A 15,277-nucleotide genomic window follows, 5' to 3' on the forward strand; every position below is an offset into this window, starting at 1 on the left:
GATGCACTGGCGGGGGCGGTTTACACATGGCGCAAGCAGCGAGCTTACATGCGTCCCTTCCATGGAACCAGACGCTTTTCTACCCAGCGCATGAACAGGTCAAAAACATAGGCAATCACTCCGATGACGATGATGCCCATGATCACGATGTCGGTGCGCAGGAAGTTCGAGGCGTTCAGCACCATCTGACCCAGGCCCACGTTTGCCGCCACCATTTCAGCAGCCACCAGCGTCGTCCAGCCAAAGCCGATGGCGATGCGCATGCCCACCAGAATGTCCGGCAGGGCGGCCGGCAGGATCACGTGGCGGATCACTTGCAAGTAGCTTGCGCCCATCGAATACGCGGCATTGATTTGCTCCTGTGCCGCGCTGCGCATGCCCGAGCGCGCCGCCAGAGCCAGGGGGGCGAAGCAGCTCAGGAAGATCAACAGAATCTTCGGTGTTTCATCGATGCCGAACCAGATGATGATCAGCGGCAGATAAGCCAGCGGCGGCAGCGGGCGGTAGAACTCGATGGGTGGATCGAAGATGCCGCGTGCGACGCGTGACATGCCCATCGCAATGCCCAGCGGCACGGCAATGATGAAGGCCAGCCAGAAGGCCACAGTCACGCGCAACAGACTGGCGGAGAAGTGCTGCCACAGCGGTTTGTCGTTGGCCTGTCCGGTCAGATATTCATAGAACTGCTGGAAAACCGCCTGTGGACTGGGCAGGAACAAGGGTTTGACCCAGCCGAGATTGGTGGCCGCGAACCACAGTGCCAGCAGCACGATCACGGTGACTATGCTGATGCCCACGCTGGAGCCTTCGCCAGGGACCTTGAAGCGGCTGGTTTTCACCGGTCCCGATGCCAGTGCCGTCGGTGCTTTGGGTTGCGCGCGCGCTGTCGTGGGGGGCAGATGGTTCATTTGGACTGCTTCAGACATTTGCAGGCTCCCTATGGTGGATCAGACTCAGAACTTCTTCGCGCATCCGGATGAAGTCAGGGCGCGACTTGACGGCACGGGCATCGCCGGTGCGCAGAAATTCATGACAGAACGGCATGTCGTCGTAGACATGCGAGATGCGCCCGGGGCTGGGGCTCATGACGATCAGGCGGCTGGCCAGAAACAGGGCCTCTTCCACCGAGTGGGTGATGAAGAACACCATCTTGTTGGTGGCCTTCCATACCCGCAGCAAAATTTCCTGGACCTGCTCGCGCGTGAAAGCGTCGAGTGCGCCCATGGGTTCATCCATCAGCAACAGAGCGGGGTCGTTGGCCAGCGCACGGGCAATGCCCACGCGTTGCTGCATACCGCCAGACAGTTCATACACGGCGCGCTGGGCGTATTTCTCCAAACCGACCAGGCCCAATTTTTCCTGCGCGATCTGCGTGCGTTTTTTCAGGTCCATGCCGCGCATGCGCAAGCCCAGTGCGACGTTGTCGATCACATTGAGCCATGGCATCAGCGCATGTTTTTGAAACACCACGCCTTGATTGGCGCCCGGACCTTGGATGGGTTTTCCGTCCAGCAGGATCTGGCCGCTGGAAGGCGCCAGAAATCCGGCCATGCAGTTGAGCAGAGTTGTCTTGCCGCAGCCTGAGGCGCCGAGGGCCACCACAAAGTCGCCTTCATGCATGGTCAGGTTCACGGGAGCCAGTGCTTGCAAATGCCCGCCCTTGACCTCGTAATTGACGGTCAGGTCGCGTATATCCAGAGTCGGCATGAGATTGCCTTCCAAAGAGAAGTAAAGCAGGAATTCACGACGGTGTGATTACCTTTGCCGGCCGTCGTGAGCGGGTTCGGGCAATTAGCGGCCTAGCGCCTTTTTGACATAGCTGTTGGTCACGAACACGGCATAGTCGGGCTTGATTTCCTGAATTCGTCCTTGCGATTTCAGAAAGGTTGCGGTGTTGGTCATGGCCTTGGCGGCACCGCCTTCCAGCCATTGCGCGCTGAGCTGCTCTTCTGCACTGGGGAAGCGGTACAGCGCCATGGCCGCAGGCACGTCCTTGGGGTCGGCTTTGCTCCATTTGGCAATGGCCTTGATTTCGGGCGACTCGGGCGTCCATTTGGCCAGGTTGTCACGTACCTGGGCGCTGGCCCGATTCAGAGCCTTGGCGAAGGCCACCATGAACTGGGGATTTTCCTGAGCGAACTTGGTGCTGACGGCAATGCCTTCGAAGGTAGGGTAGCCCATCTGCGCAATGCTGCCGGAGGTGGCAATCACCTTGCCCTTTTGCTTGACCTTGGCCAGTACCGGATCCCAGACAAAAGTGCCGTCGATATCGCCGCGCTCCCAGGCTGCCGCAATCTCTGGCGGGCGCATGTTCATGATGTTGACCTTGCGCGCATCCACGCCTTCTTTTCCAAGGGCTGCGATCAGCTGGTAGTGCGCGGTGGAGACGAATGGCACGCCGATGCGCTTGCCTTCCATGCTTTTGAAGTTGCTAATGCCGCCGCCATCGCGTGCCACCAACGCTTCCGCGCTGGCAATGTCTGCTGAGATCCATAGCAGCTTGATGTCCTGTCCCTGGCTAGCCGCTGCCGTGAGTGGGCTGGAGCCTACCTCTCCCATCTGCACATCGCCCGAGGCCATGGCCCGGATCACATCGCCGCCGCCCGAGAACATGCGCCAGTTGATCTTGTAGCCCGTTTCCTTCTCCACTTCGCCGGATTCCATGACCAGACGCAGAGGCACCAACATGTCCTGGTTGGCGAAGGTCACTGTCTTTTGTTGTGCAAGCACGGGACCGGCCAAAGCCAGTGCTGTCATTGCAATACCTGCTTTCAGCACCAATCGTTTCTGCATTCTCATTTTCAATTTCTCCATTTTTAGAACGAAATCCGTTGAGTATCCCGACCGAAAAATTCCGTGTTGCCGCCACTCTTGCTGTCTTGTTTTCGTATTTCCTTTTTGGGGCTTGAACCGTTTGAAAGCTGCTCGTGAACTGCAAAAGGCTTTCTCAGCGGATCGTAGTGAGCAACGCTGTTCAGCCAGTAGGGCCAGTTGATGTCAATCGTTAGGTCCAGTGCCTGCAGGCACGGTGTTTGGTTGAAGAAACGTGGGCTCAATGCTCCTGCATCCAGCACGTCTGTACGCCGCAAAGCCTTATGCGGCGCGGTTTCTGCAGAAACATGAGCTGTTCCGGTATTTGCTTTTTTGGATGTTTTCATGGACTTAGGTGTATTCACTGATCTGGATGGACGCGTTGAAGAACTGCGTGCTTTTGGGGCATTGCTGCCCTGAACGCGTCGCAATATGCGTGCCAGAGATACGCTTTTGAGTGCGCTTGAAACATCGAATCCATAGCCAGAAGAGCCAATAGCATTGGAGGGGCAAAAAAAGAGCACCTTCCTTTCGGAAAGTGCTCTTGATTTGCGCAGAGCCGAGTTGCGATGGCCGGGATCAGTTCTTTTCGTCGTGCATGTGATACCAGTGGTAGAGGAAGCGCTGTCCCATGCGGCGAAATGGTGCAAACGCCTCTGAGCGCACTGTGTTGAACACGTTTGGATATTCGAGTGGCGAGTTGTAGATCGGCAGCTCAAAAGCCTTGAGGTTCTTGCCCGCAATACGCTGGGCCATGCGACGACCTGCGTGCGCGGAGAAAGACACACCGTTGCCGCCGTAGCCGACCGCATAGAAGATGCTTTCCTTGGGGTCGGGCTGGGTGATGCGCGGCATCATGTCGTGGCTTACGTCAACCCAGCCCCACCAGGAGTAATCTACCTGAATGCCCTTGAGTGCCGGGAATTTGTGATGCAGGCCTTCGACCAGTTTGGCCATGTGGATCGGATTGGGTGCGTCCGCTCCCGTGATGGCACTGCGACTGCCGATCTGCACGCGGTTGTCAGGCAATTTGCGGTAGTAAAAGCGCAGGGTGCGGGTGTCGGTGATGACTTGCGTGGTTTTGAAACTGGTGGCTGCCAACTCTTCTTCCGTCAGCGGTCGGGTGACCAGCGAGTTCGAAAGAATCGGCATGATCTTCGAGTTTAAATTGCGGTGCAGACCGTTGCTGGTGTAGCCACCGGTGGCAAAGCCGACGGCGCGCGCCTTGACGGTGCCGCCCGGAGTTTTGAGGTAGTGCACGCCGTTGCGTGTTTCCATGCCGATGACGGGACTGGCCGGGTGTACTTTCACGCCCAGTTCACGGGCCTTGCGCAGATAGCCGAAGGCCAGCTTGAGCGGGTGAACGCCGATGCCGTCGGGCTCATGCATGGCACCACGGCAATCGGCATCATCGACGTAATCGCGGCGGACTTCGTCAACGCTGAGCATGCGGGCGTCATAGCCGAAGACATCGCGCATGACGCGGGTCTCGTTGCGCAGGAAATCCATTTTTCTGTCGCGGTGGGCAATGTACAAATGCCCGCCCGGCTGCGGCTCGCATTCAGGGAATTCCGCAACCAGCTGCTTGAAGGTGTCAAAGCCTTCGCGGATCTCGGCGTCCAGCTTCAGGGCCACGTCCTTGCCCCAGCGTTCAACCCACTGTGAGCGGTAGAGACGACCGCTGGCATTCTGACCCTGGCCGCCGTTGCGGCTGGTGCAGCCCCAGGCAGTCTGGTTGGCATCGAGAACGACGGCGCGAATGCCGTGCTCGCGGGCCAGAAAGAGGGCGGTGGACAAGCCCGTGAAGCCGGAGCCCACGATGACCACATCGGCCTCGATATCCTGGCAGATAGGGCCGTCATCTTCGGGAGGGCGGCCTGCTGTTCCCACCCAGTAGGTCGGTGCATAGTCGGTTCCGTGCCCTGGATTGGGGGCAACCAGAGGGTCGTACTGCGGATCGTAGGGGCGCAGGAGGCTGGGGCGAATGTCCTCGGCTTTCATGGCGGTTGTCTCCTTGTGTGGCAGCGCTTGAAGCGTCGCTTTATAGCTATGGAATTGAGGGAAGCAAAGCCAGTGCAGATGCCGTTGCAGGCCACTGCATGGAGTGATGAACGCAGCATAGCCAGCCCTTTGCGCAGTTTGTTAGGGCCACGGAACAGGTTTTGATGGAGCCAGAAGTGCGTGCTCTGTCATCTGGACCTAACGATTGGTAGGAACTGGTTCTAACGAGTCTGTGCGGCGGCTGCCTACCATGGGTCATCGATGATTCGATGACGCAGCGCTACACCCCAAGAAGTGCCGCCCTCAGATCCACCATCAGGAGACTCCATTGACTTTCCCCCAGCCTCAACCCGATGCCCAGTTTCTGGCGCACTTTGCCGACGCCTGGAATCGACACGATATCGATGCGCTGATGAGTTTCATGGCCGATGAATGCGAGTTCCATGCTGTGGCTGGCCCCGATTTGATGGGACGCAGCTTTGTGGGGCGAGATGCGGTACGCGAAGGATTTCAAATGGCCTGGCAGGCCTTTCCCGATGCCGCCTGGGTCGATGGCGAGCATTTTGTGCAAGGCGAACGCGGCGTCTCGGAGTGCACCTTCAAAGGAACCAAAGCCGACGGTCAGCGTGTGGAAGCGCGCATGGTCGATGTCTTCACTTTCCGCGACGGCAAGATTGCCATCAAGAACGCTTTCCGCAAGGACCGGCCGGCGATCGCTGCAAGCTGATCACGGAGCAGCCGCAGGCCGCAGCAGTCGGGAATCACGCGACTGGTATCGGCCCGAATGATGGCTGGGTTGCGGCCGATTTGCGGCAGCAGAAGCAGCCTCCGGTGCACCAGGTGCGAGAGAGTTGAAAGCCGGCCGTGCGCTGGCTTTGCCGCAAGCCTGCGCACCGCTTTGGGAGCTGGCAAAGCAATACACATCGAAGTGAGCGCGGTGCCTGTGGCAGCTGCGCGGCTCTGTGCATGCTGCCAGTTTCATCCATGGTCCCTAGATCACACTCATATGCTGTGAAAGAAAACGGTAGCCATGGCTGCGCCCTCGTGATATTCGCCGCGTGATGGCTTGCATGGTGTGCAGTCCCCTGGCCAATGCATGAACACTGAAAAACCATGTGCCAAGCCCCGATTGTTTTCCTCACAACCTGCGCAAGCACCCGGCTGCGGGCACTGATTTTCTGAGCGCGTTCGTCTGCGATGACCGCGCTGAGCGTATTGACTTGCTCCTATCGTTTTCACCTAAATGGCGACGAAGAAGCGGCCTTGGAAAATGCCCATACTCGGCTCGAAAAGATGGTGCGAAAGGCGTTTGTTCTCGCAGGAGAAGCAGCCTTTTCTCAAGCCATCTTCCCGCAGATTTTTTGCATGCGCTCACTGTGCTGCGCTGTGCATGGTCTGGCCTTGGACTTAACGATAGAGCCAGACTGGTTCTACGAAATATGGCCCGTGCTACCTACCATGGCTTATCGGAATTTCAGGCATTTTTCGATCAGAAGGTGTCGCACTTTCAGTCGCAGGCACCCATGACATTGAACCAATCTGGAGAGTACATGAGCACTAAAGAATCCCAACCCGATGCCCAGTTTCTGGCACGTTTCTCTGATGCATGGAATCGTCACGACATCGAAGCACTGATGGGTTTCATGGCCGATGAGTGCGAGTTTCACGCCATTGCCGGACCGGACCTGATGGGGCGCAGCTTTGTGGGACGTGATGCCGTGCGTGACGGCTTTCAACTGGCCTGGCAGGCATTCCCCGATGCGGCCTGGGTCGATGGCGAGCATTTTGTGCAAGGCGAACGTGGCGTTTCGGAGAGCACCTTCAAAGGTACCAAGGCCGATGGCCTGCGCGTAGAGGCTCGCATGGTCGATGTGTTCACCTTCCGCGACGGCAAGATTGCCGTCAAGAACGCTTATCGCAAGGATCGTCCGCCAGTGGCGCTCGCCAGCGCCTAAGTCAAGGCATGGTGCCGCGCACTTCTGTGCAACAGCAAATTGCGCGGCATGCAGAGGTTTCAGCAGATATTTTCAAGCACCATAACTGAACGACCACGGCAACAAGCTGCATGAGCGGCAGGGCTGAATTACACACACAAAGCCGTGGCGTCTGACATGTTGATGTCAGCAAGACAGGAGACAAAAAATGATTGGAAATCAGCGTTCATCGTCTGATGGGTTGTCACACGGCCTCAAACAGCGGCACATGACCATGATTGCCCTGGGGGGCGTCATCGGAGCAGGGCTTTTCGTTGGCAGCGGCGTGGTCATCAAGTCTGCAGGGCCTGCAGCCATCATCTCATTCCTGATCACCGGACTGCTGGTGGTTCTGGTCATGCGCATGCTTGGCGAGATGGCTTGCTCCATGACGGGCGGTTCTTTTTATGAGTACGCCCGCGAAGCCTGGATCGACCGACCTGCCGTGGGGCAGCTGGCGGGCTTTCTGACAGGCTGGATGTACTGGTACTTCTGGGTCATCGTGGTGGCGCTGGAAGCCGTGGCAGGGGCCGAGCTGGTGCGATACTGGCTGCCCGATGTGCCGACCTGGAGCATCAGCCTGATCCTGCTGATCATGATGACGCTGACCAATCTGGTCTCGGTCAAATCCTTTGGCGAGTGCGAGTTCTGGCTGGCCTCCATCAAGGTGGCCGCCATTGTGGTGTTTCTGTTCATTGCCGGCGTCTACGTGCTGGGATTGACGCCGGGAAGCAATGGCATGCATATCGCCAACCTGAGCAATAACGGTGGCTTCATGCCCAACGGCATTGTTCCGGTGCTCACCGGTGCGGTGGCCGCCACGGGCTTTTACTTTGGTGCGGAAATCGTGACGATTGCTGCTGCTGAAACGGCAGAGCCTCAGAAGGCCGTGGCTAAGGCAACCAGCTCGGTCATTTTGCGCGTGCTGGTTTTCTACGTAGGCTCGGTATTGCTGGTGGCCTGCCTGGTGCCATGGAGCTCTGCAGGCATGTCCACGCCTTATGTGAGTGCCTTGGAAGCAATGGGTGTGCCGGCTGCAGCCCAGATCATGAATGCCGTGGTGTTGACGGCCGTGCTGTCGGCTCTGAACTCCGGCCTCTATGCCTCCTCGCGCATGCTGTTTGCGTTGACCCGCCGTGGCGACGCACCCAAGGTGCTGGCCCGGGTCAGTCGCAACGGCGTGCCGGTCTACGCGATTCTGGTCGCCACCTTGTTTGGCTATGGCGCCATCGTGATGTCGTACATCTCGCCCGACAAGGTGTTCGCTTTCCTGGTGAACTCCTACGGCACCGTGGCCATCTTTGTCTACATCCTGATTGCCATCTCACAACTGCGTCTGCGCTATCGTCTGGAGAGTGAGGCACCGCATTTGCTCAAGGTGCGCATGTGGTGCTTCCCCTACCTGACCTGGCTGGCCATTGCAGGCATGGTGTCCATCGTGGTGGCCATGGGCTTTATCCCCGAGCAGCGCATGCCGCTGGCACTGGGTGTGGCCAGCTTGTGCATTCTGTTGCTGGCCTATGGCGTGCGCCAGGTCCTGCGCCGCGGCGTGGCGCACGATGGCTTGCTGGGCGACCTGGCACCGCCGAAGCTGCGTAAGAACTGAGGGCTTGAATCCCAAAGCAAAAGGCCCCAGACCTTGAGTCCAGGGCCTTTTTACTTACATGCTGTGCATTGCGTCGGCCAACGCCTTGATGCCTTGGGCGATCTTGTGGGTGGGGATGGATTGGTAACCCAGGCGTATGAAGTTGCCCGTGTTTCTGGTGGCCGTGAAGAACACATCACCGGGCTCGATCAGCACGCCATGCTCGGCAGCCTGAAGCGCCAGGGTCTGAGCGGGTATATGGTCTGGCAACTGCACCCAACATGAGCCACCGCCGCGCACCGGCGTGATGCGGCATTCGGGCAGATGCAGAGCCATCGCTGCCGTCAATTCGGCATGGCGCTCTTTTTGGGCCTGACCCAGGCGGCGCAGCTGGGCTTCGTAGTGGCCCAGCGAGATGAACATGGCCAGTGTTCTCTGGATGAAGGTCGAAGGGTGGCGGATCATGAGGCGACGCAGAGCGCGCAGCTCCTTGATCAGCTCAGGCGGCGCCACGATATAGCCCACGCGCAGGCCCGGGGCCATGCTCTTGGAGAGGCTGCCTATATAGATCACGCGGTTGCTGCGATCCAGACTTTTGAGCGCCGGTATGGGCTGCTCATCAAAGCTGCTTTCGCTTTCGTAGTCGTCTTCGATGATGATGAGGTCATGCTTTTGCGCGACGTCCAGCAAGGCTTCGCGCCGCTCCAGCGGCATGGTGACGCCGGTGGGGCACTGGTGGCTGGGCGTGACGTAGAGATACTCCAGCTTGCGCATGGCATTCACGATGGGCAAGCCATCGCCGTCTACGGGAATGGGAATGACTTGCGAGGTGCGGCTGCTGAAGATATTGCGCGCATCAGGGTAGCAGGGGTCTTCAATGCCGATGGACGAGCCTTCGCGCATGAGCAAATCAGCCACCATGTACAGCGCATGCTGGGCGCCAACGGTGATGATGATTTCATCGGGTGAAGCCCAGACGCCGCGGCGCGGCAAGATCTTGGTCTGCACCTGCTGGATCAGGCTGTCGTCATCGCGGGTGATGTGATCCGGCGCCCACATGTGAATGTCCACCACACCCAGAGCCTTGAGGCAGCACTCTCGCCATGCAGCGATGGGAAACAGTTCCTTGTCGAACTGACCGTAGAGGAAGGGGTAGGGAAAGCGCTGCCAATCGTCTTCCTTTACGATGCTGCGCTGCCGGCTGGGCCGCAGCCACAAGCGGCGGGACCAGTCCGTATTCGCTTGGGGATCGGCATTTTTGCCGGCTGGTGTGTTGCGCTCGGCTCCGTAAGTGCGGCCTTGCAGCACATCGGGGTGAATGAAGTGGCCTTTTCTCTCGCGGCTCAGCAGGAAGGCTTCTTCGGTCAGTTGCTGGTAGGCCATGACCACGGTGATACGGCCCACGCCCAGGTGCTTGGCCAGCTCCCTGCTGGAGGGTATGGGTTCGCCCGGCGCCAGAACGCCGGTCAGGATGGCATCCACCAGCATCTCGCGGATCTGGCCTTGCAAGCCTAGGGCCGGTCTGGCGCTGCGGCGGAACAGTTGCTCCCACATGGCGACCGAGGGCGGTATCCGGGAGGGAGCTTGTTGGATATCTGTTGTCATTTATTGTTGTGCATTCGCTGTCTCAGCGCATGCGGGGCATGGTCTGAGTTGTCTCTTGGCGCACGGCACGGTACTCATGGAGCGAGTCTTGATTGTGCTGCTGCCTTGCTGATCGGCCACTGCGGGCTGGTCAGCTCTGCCAATATAGGACAGAGTTGATGTGCGTTCAGCAAGTGCGGCTTTCTTGGCTAGAAGCAGGTGCAACCGGCCACTCACTCGGTTTTTGAAGACGCAGACTTGGGACTGTAGGAGCGCTGAGAACCCGGAGCTCTTTGCGCCTCTTTTTCATTTTCTTGTGTATTTTCTTCCTGGGTCGAATTTTGTGTATATAATTCGAGTCTTGGCGGCTGTAGCTCAGCTGGATAGAGTACTTGGCTACGAACCAAGGGGTCGTGGGTTCGATTCCTGCCAGCCGCACCAAACGCATACCCTCAGAACTGAAAGGTTCTGAGGGTTTTTCGTTTCTGCAGTCTCCAATTGAAGAGCCTTGGTTTGCATGTCTGCTGAAGCTGGATTTACTTCTTAGTCTTCTAAAATTTTTTGTCTATTGGAAGAAATGCTGAGTTTCTTCAAAACGGGCTTCAAAAGCGCGTTACAATAGTGGCTTAGCGGCTGTAGCTCAGCTGGATAGAGTACTTGGCTACGAACCAAGGGGTCGTGGGTTCGATTCCTGCCAGCCGCACCAAACGACAAGCCTCAGAACTGAAAAGTTCTGAGGCTTTTTCGTTCCTGCCTGCTTGGGTGCCGCCATCGCGGTTCTGTGTGAAGATTGCCCCATGAGCAAGGCATTTACCAAAGAATCAGACGGCGACGAAGACGACGAGGTCGGCGCGCTGCCGCCGTTGCCCGCAGGCGGCAAGAACTACATCACGCCCGCAGGCTATCAAAGCCTCAAGACCGAGCTGCTGGATCTGATCGACAACGAGCGGCCCAAGATCGTGGAAATCGTGCACTGGGCTGCCAGCAATGGCGATCGCTCCGAAAACGGCGACTATCTGTACGGCAAAAAGCGTCTGCGCGAAATTGACAGACGCATCCGCTTTCTGACCAAGCGCATGGAAATTGCCGAAGTCGTGAACCCCGCCGTGCATGCGGGCAGCGATCAGGTCTATTTCGGTGCGACCGTGACTTATGTGGATGATGAAGGCGTGGAGCGCACCATCACCATCATGGGTATTGACGAGGCCGACAGCGCCCAGAACCAGGTCAGCTGGATTGCGCCGGTTTCCCGAGCCTTGCTCAAGGCGCGGGTGGGCGATGAGGTGGCCTTGCCCACGCCTGCCGGTGTGCGCATGCTGGAAATCCTGGAAGTGAGCTATCCAGCGTCTTCCGACTAGAGTTGAACCGTACAAAACAAAGCGCCGCCCGAGTTCAAGCCCATGCGGCGCTTTCATTTGAGGAGCTGCTAGCGCTAATTATTCAAAGGTATCAGCATTGTTCGTGTGTGATATCTATGAATATCAAGCGCAGACAGCTATTGTTTTTGCTGTCGTGTATGTATCAGTTGGCGGACTGAAGACGCTGCAGCAACTCCAGCGTGGGATAGCCATCGGCAACCAGGCCCTGGGCTTGCTGGAAGCGGCGCAGACCGGCGCGAGTGGCTGGGCCCATGACGCCGTCGGCAGCGCCGGCAGAAAAGCCGCGAGCATTGAGTGCGGTTTGCAGCGCTAATGTCTGATCGCGCGAAAGCGCGGCCAGATCGCGCGGCCAGTCGGCCTGCACGCCGCCGTTGCCAGCCAGTTGCTGAGACAGCAGGCCCACTCCCAGTGCATAGTTGACCGAGTTGTTGTAGCGCAGGATGGCCTTGAAGTTGCTGCCCACCATAAAGCTGGGGCCGCGCGCACCTGCGGGCGCAATGATGCTGGCGCCCGCCATGCTGGGCAGGGCCTGACCATTCATGCTTTGTACGCCTTCGGCGGCCCAGTCGCTGCTGTTCTGGCGAGTCGACATATCTGCGCGGGCGTAATCGAAGCCGGCGGGCAGGCGCACTTCTACAGCCCAGGGCTCGTTGCTGTTCCAGCCCGAATGGGCCAGATAGTTGGCGGTGGAGGCTGCCACATCGGCCATGGAGCCCCAGATGTCCCGGCGGCCGTCGCCATCGGCATCCACGGCATACTGCAAAAACACGGAAGGCAGAAACTGGGTGTGGCCCATGGCGCCGGCCCAGGAGCCCAGCATGTGTGCGGCGTCGATGTCGCCCTTGTCTATGATGCGCAGCGCGGCGATCAGCTCTTTTTGTGCCCATTCTGCCCGCCGGCCTTCAAAGGCCAGGGTGGCTAGTGCATCCACCGTGGAGAAGTTGCCGAAGTTGCTACCGTAGTTGCTCTCCATGCCCCAGATGGCAGCAACCACTGGTGCGGGAACACCGTAGCGCTTGGCGGCGGCTTGCAGGGGGGCGGCATATTCCTGCAGCTTGGTGCGGCCGTTCTTGATGCGCAGCGCAGAGACCGCGCTGTCTAGGTATTGCCAGGGCGTGCGGGTGAATTCGGGCTGTGCACGATCGAGTCCGACGATGCTGGGCCGTAGCTTTGCCTGGGCCAACACCGCGTTGACCGTGGCCTGGCTGATGCCTGCAGCAAGCGCTTGGGGCAGAAACTGAGCTTTCCAGCGCTCAAAGTCCTGGGCCCGCAGGCGAGGCTCATCGGTTGGCGAAGTGCTTGCCGCTGACGCTGTGCTCTCGGTCGGTGTAGCGGCCGACGAGGTGCTGGCTGTGCTGGAAGGGGTTGGAGTGGCTTGGGGCTCAGGTCTGCTGGCGCAGCCCGCCAACACAGTAGCTGCCACGGCAGCCGCCAGTGCCAATGAGCGGGTGGAGAAAAGCTGGGGCGGAAAAGCGAGTTGGGGCATGCAAACATTGTCGCCCGCGCGCTGCCTGCCCATGGCTTCGGGCCTGTGGGATGAGGCCGATCAGTCGCAGAAAATTGTAAAAAAGCCGCTTTGGCTGGCAAAGCGGCTTGTGGCGGAGGGGGAACCGCAGTGTTCAGGCAATGATGCGAGAGGCCCGGAGCACGGAGTGCACGCGGCGCAAATTGCGCAGCGCATTTTCCACCTGCTGCGCGTTATTGACCGCAATCACAAAGCACAGGTCGGTGGTGCCCATGGCGGCTTCGTCGGTCATTTCCACGCGGACGATGTCGGCTTCAGCGTTGGACAGTTCTGCCGCCACGCGGGCCAGCACGCCTTTGTTGTTCTGCACCGTCACCACAATGCCCGACTCAAACAGGCGGGTGACATCATCGGCCCAGTCCACCGTAATGAAGCGCTCGGCATCCTTTTCGCGCAGCTTGATGACGTTGTGGCACTGGGCATGGTGAACGATCAGGCCCTGGCCGCCCAGATAGCCAAGAATGGGATCACCGGGTACGGGGCGACAGCAGTGTGAGTAATGGACCGTGCTGCTCTCGTCGCCGTTGAGGGTGACGGCGCCCTGGAAGGGGCGGTTGCTGGTGTTGAAGCGCTCTTGCGTGATCAGCAAGGCATCGGGGCGCACGCCTTGCTTGGTCATTGCGGTGGTCATGCGCGCCGCAACCAGCGAGGCAATGCGGCGGCCCATGCCAATGTCCACCATCAGATCGGCGGGGGTGCGGTTGCCGGTGATGCGCAGGATTTCATCCCAGACTGCGCGGTTGGCATCGTCCTGGAGCGGGATGGCATCAATGCCCTCGGCACGCAGCGCCTGCGCCAGCAGGGTTTCGCCCAGCTGGCCGGCTTCCGTCTGGGCTGCGTTCTTGAGATAGGAGCGAATCTTGGAGCGGGCGCGGCCCGTCTTCACAAAGCCCAGCCAGGCCGGATTGGGCGTGGCCGTCTCGGAGGTGATGATCTGAACCACATCGCCGCTCTTGAGCTCGGTACGCAGCGGCACTTCCTCATCATTGATTTTGGCCGCCGTGGTGCGGTTGCCGATCTTGCTGTGAATGGCGTAGGCAAAGTCCACCACGGTGGCGCCACGCGGCATGGCCATGATCTCGCTCTTGGGCGTGAACACGTAGACGGCGTCGGGAAACAGATCGACCTTGACGTGGTCCCAGAACTCGGAGGCATCGCGCGTCTCGTTCTGGATATCCAGCAGCGATTGCAGCCATTGGGTGCTCAGCTGTTCGGAGTCGCTGCCCTTTTGGGCCTTGTACAGCCAGTGGGCTGCCACGCCAGCTTCCGCCACGATATTCATCTCTTCCGTGCGGATCTGGAACTCTATGTTCACGCTGGAGGGGCCGACCAGCGTGGTGTGCAGCGACTGGTAGCCATTGCTCTTGGCAATGGCGATGTAGTCCTTGAAACGCCCCGGCATGGGCTTGTATTTCTGGTGCAGCACGCCCAGGGCGGTGTAGCAGTCCAGTGTCTGCGGCACGATGATGCGAAAGCCGTAGATATCGGTGACTTTGGCAAAGCTCAGCTGGCTTTTGAGCATGCGCTGGTACAAGGAGTACAGCGTGCTTTCGCGGCCAATCAGGCGTACATGCATGCCGCGACGGGCAAATTCCGCATTGACTTCTTCCTGCACGCGTTGCACCAGGTCGCGGCGACGGGTGCGCGAGCGGTTGATTGCTTTCTCCAGCGTGGCGTAGCGCCAGGGATGAAGATGCTTGAACGCCAGATCCTGCAGTTCGCGGTAGGTCTGATTCAGCCCCAGGCGATGGGCAATCGGGGCGTAGATTTCCAGCGTTTCAGACGAGATACGGCCCCACTTGGCGCGTGGCATATCGCCCATGGTGCGCATATTGTGGGAGCGGTCAGCCAGTTTGATGAGGATGACACGCACATCGCGGGCCATGGCCAGCAGCATTTTTCTGAAAGACTCGGCCTGGTTTTCCTCGCGGGTATTGAACTGCAGCTTGTCCAGCTTGGTCAGTCCATCGACCAGCTCGGCCACATCCTCGCCAAAGCGCTCTTCCAGATCGGCCTTGGTGACGCCGCAGTCTTCCATGGCGTCATGCAGCAGTGCTGCCATGAGGGCTGGGGCATCGAGCTTCCAGTTGGCGCAGATGCTGGTGACTGCAATTGGATGGGTGATGTAGGGGTCGCCGCTGCTGCGCCACTGATCGCTGTGAGCCTTGTCGGCGAACAGATAGGCTTGGTGAACTCGGTTCGCGCTGTCCAGATCCAGATAACCCAATTGCTCCATCAAGCCCGCAAATGCAGCAGCGGACACGCTGGCAGCTTGCTCAGCAGACATGCGCTGAGGCTTGGCCTGTGCCGGGGTAGGAGGAGCAGTGATCGAGTTCTGGGCCGCTGTCATATGCCTTAAATGTAGCGTGCAAGCGGTGAGTGCAAACTTGCAGGCACAAAAAAGCACCGTCAAGCGGTG

12 protein-coding genes and 2 tRNA genes are annotated in these 15,277 nt (G+C 59.1%); 6 read left to right on the forward strand and 8 right to left on the reverse strand.

Annotation, left to right across the window (positions count from 1 at the left end; all coding sequences use genetic code 11):
- Positions 1–44: 44 nt before the first annotated feature.
- From ACNAZA_RS14590 to ACNAZA_RS14610, 5 genes are all read right to left on the reverse strand, one after another.
- The gene (locus ACNAZA_RS14590) at positions 45–926 is read right to left on the reverse strand and encodes an ABC transporter permease subunit (protein ID WP_415797270.1); all 882 of its coding nucleotides are present in this window, start codon (positions 924–926) and stop codon (positions 45–47) included.
- Positions 919–1,707: a taurine ABC transporter ATP-binding protein gene (locus ACNAZA_RS14595; protein ID WP_120971297.1), complete on the reverse strand. Its 789-nt coding sequence runs from the start codon at positions 1,705–1,707 to the stop codon at positions 919–921. The genes ACNAZA_RS14590 and ACNAZA_RS14595 overlap by 8 nt, the downstream gene beginning before the upstream one ends.
- A gap of 84 nt (positions 1,708–1,791) precedes the next feature.
- Positions 1,792–2,799: a taurine ABC transporter substrate-binding protein gene (gene tauA / locus ACNAZA_RS14600; protein ID WP_415797271.1), complete on the reverse strand. Its 1,008-nt coding sequence runs from the start codon at positions 2,797–2,799 to the stop codon at positions 1,792–1,794.
- A 17-nt stretch (positions 2,800–2,816) separates the two neighbouring features.
- Positions 2,817–3,158 (reverse strand): hypothetical protein, encoded by a 342-nt coding sequence (locus ACNAZA_RS14605; protein WP_415797272.1) that lies wholly within the window; start codon positions 3,156–3,158, stop codon positions 2,817–2,819.
- Between the two features lie 232 nt (positions 3,159–3,390).
- Positions 3,391–4,812: an NAD(P)/FAD-dependent oxidoreductase gene (locus ACNAZA_RS14610; protein ID WP_415797273.1), complete on the reverse strand. Its 1,422-nt coding sequence runs from the start codon at positions 4,810–4,812 to the stop codon at positions 3,391–3,393.
- Between the two features lie 328 nt (positions 4,813–5,140).
- Between ACNAZA_RS14610 and ACNAZA_RS14615 the strand changes: the two genes are divergently transcribed.
- From ACNAZA_RS14615 to ACNAZA_RS14625, 3 genes are all read left to right on the forward strand, one after another.
- Entirely contained in the window at positions 5,141–5,539 is a 399-nt protein-coding gene (locus ACNAZA_RS14615) for a nuclear transport factor 2 family protein (protein WP_415797274.1), read from the forward strand.
- 823 nt (positions 5,540–6,362) lie between these two features.
- The gene (locus ACNAZA_RS14620; protein ID WP_415797275.1) at positions 6,363–6,767 is read left to right on the forward strand and encodes a nuclear transport factor 2 family protein; all 405 of its coding nucleotides are present in this window, start codon (positions 6,363–6,365) and stop codon (positions 6,765–6,767) included.
- A gap of 187 nt (positions 6,768–6,954) precedes the next feature.
- The gene (locus tag ACNAZA_RS14625) at positions 6,955–8,391 is read left to right on the forward strand and encodes an amino acid permease (RefSeq protein WP_415797276.1); all 1,437 of its coding nucleotides are present in this window, start codon (positions 6,955–6,957) and stop codon (positions 8,389–8,391) included.
- 54 nt (positions 8,392–8,445) lie between these two features.
- Here the strand turns inward: ACNAZA_RS14625 and pdxR are convergent, their stop codons facing one another.
- Positions 8,446–9,975, reverse strand: a complete 1,530-nt coding sequence (gene pdxR, locus ACNAZA_RS14630; protein ID WP_415797277.1) for a MocR-like pyridoxine biosynthesis transcription factor PdxR — start codon at positions 9,973–9,975, stop codon at positions 8,446–8,448.
- A gap of 343 nt (positions 9,976–10,318) precedes the next feature.
- Between pdxR and ACNAZA_RS14635 the strand changes: the two genes are divergently transcribed.
- The 3 genes from ACNAZA_RS14635 (at position 10,319) to greB (ending at position 11,312) form a co-directional block, all read left to right on the forward strand.
- A tRNA-Arg gene (locus ACNAZA_RS14635) sits at positions 10,319–10,395 on the forward strand.
- Between the two features lie 188 nt (positions 10,396–10,583).
- Positions 10,584–10,660 (forward strand) — tRNA-Arg (locus tag ACNAZA_RS14640).
- Between the two features lie 91 nt (positions 10,661–10,751).
- Positions 10,752–11,312 (forward strand): transcription elongation factor GreB, encoded by a 561-nt coding sequence (greB, locus tag ACNAZA_RS14645; protein ID WP_415797278.1) that lies wholly within the window; start codon positions 10,752–10,754, stop codon positions 11,310–11,312.
- Positions 11,313–11,475: 163 nt separating this feature from the next.
- Here the strand turns inward: greB and ACNAZA_RS14650 are convergent, their stop codons facing one another.
- Together ACNAZA_RS14650 and ACNAZA_RS14655 are read right to left on the reverse strand one after the other, a co-directional pair.
- A complete protein-coding gene (locus ACNAZA_RS14650; protein WP_415797279.1) occupies positions 11,476–12,819 on the reverse strand; it encodes a lytic murein transglycosylase in 1,344 nt (447 codons plus the stop codon).
- Positions 12,820–12,952: 133 nt separating this feature from the next.
- Positions 12,953–15,208: a RelA/SpoT family protein gene (locus ACNAZA_RS14655; protein WP_120971289.1), complete on the reverse strand. Its 2,256-nt coding sequence runs from the start codon at positions 15,206–15,208 to the stop codon at positions 12,953–12,955.
- Between the last annotated feature and the right edge of the window lie 69 nt (positions 15,209–15,277).

The sequence above is a fragment of the Comamonas aquatilis genome, assembly GCF_965139575.1.
In the GTDB taxonomy this organism is placed as follows: domain Bacteria; phylum Pseudomonadota; class Gammaproteobacteria; order Burkholderiales; family Burkholderiaceae_C; genus Comamonas; species Comamonas aquatilis.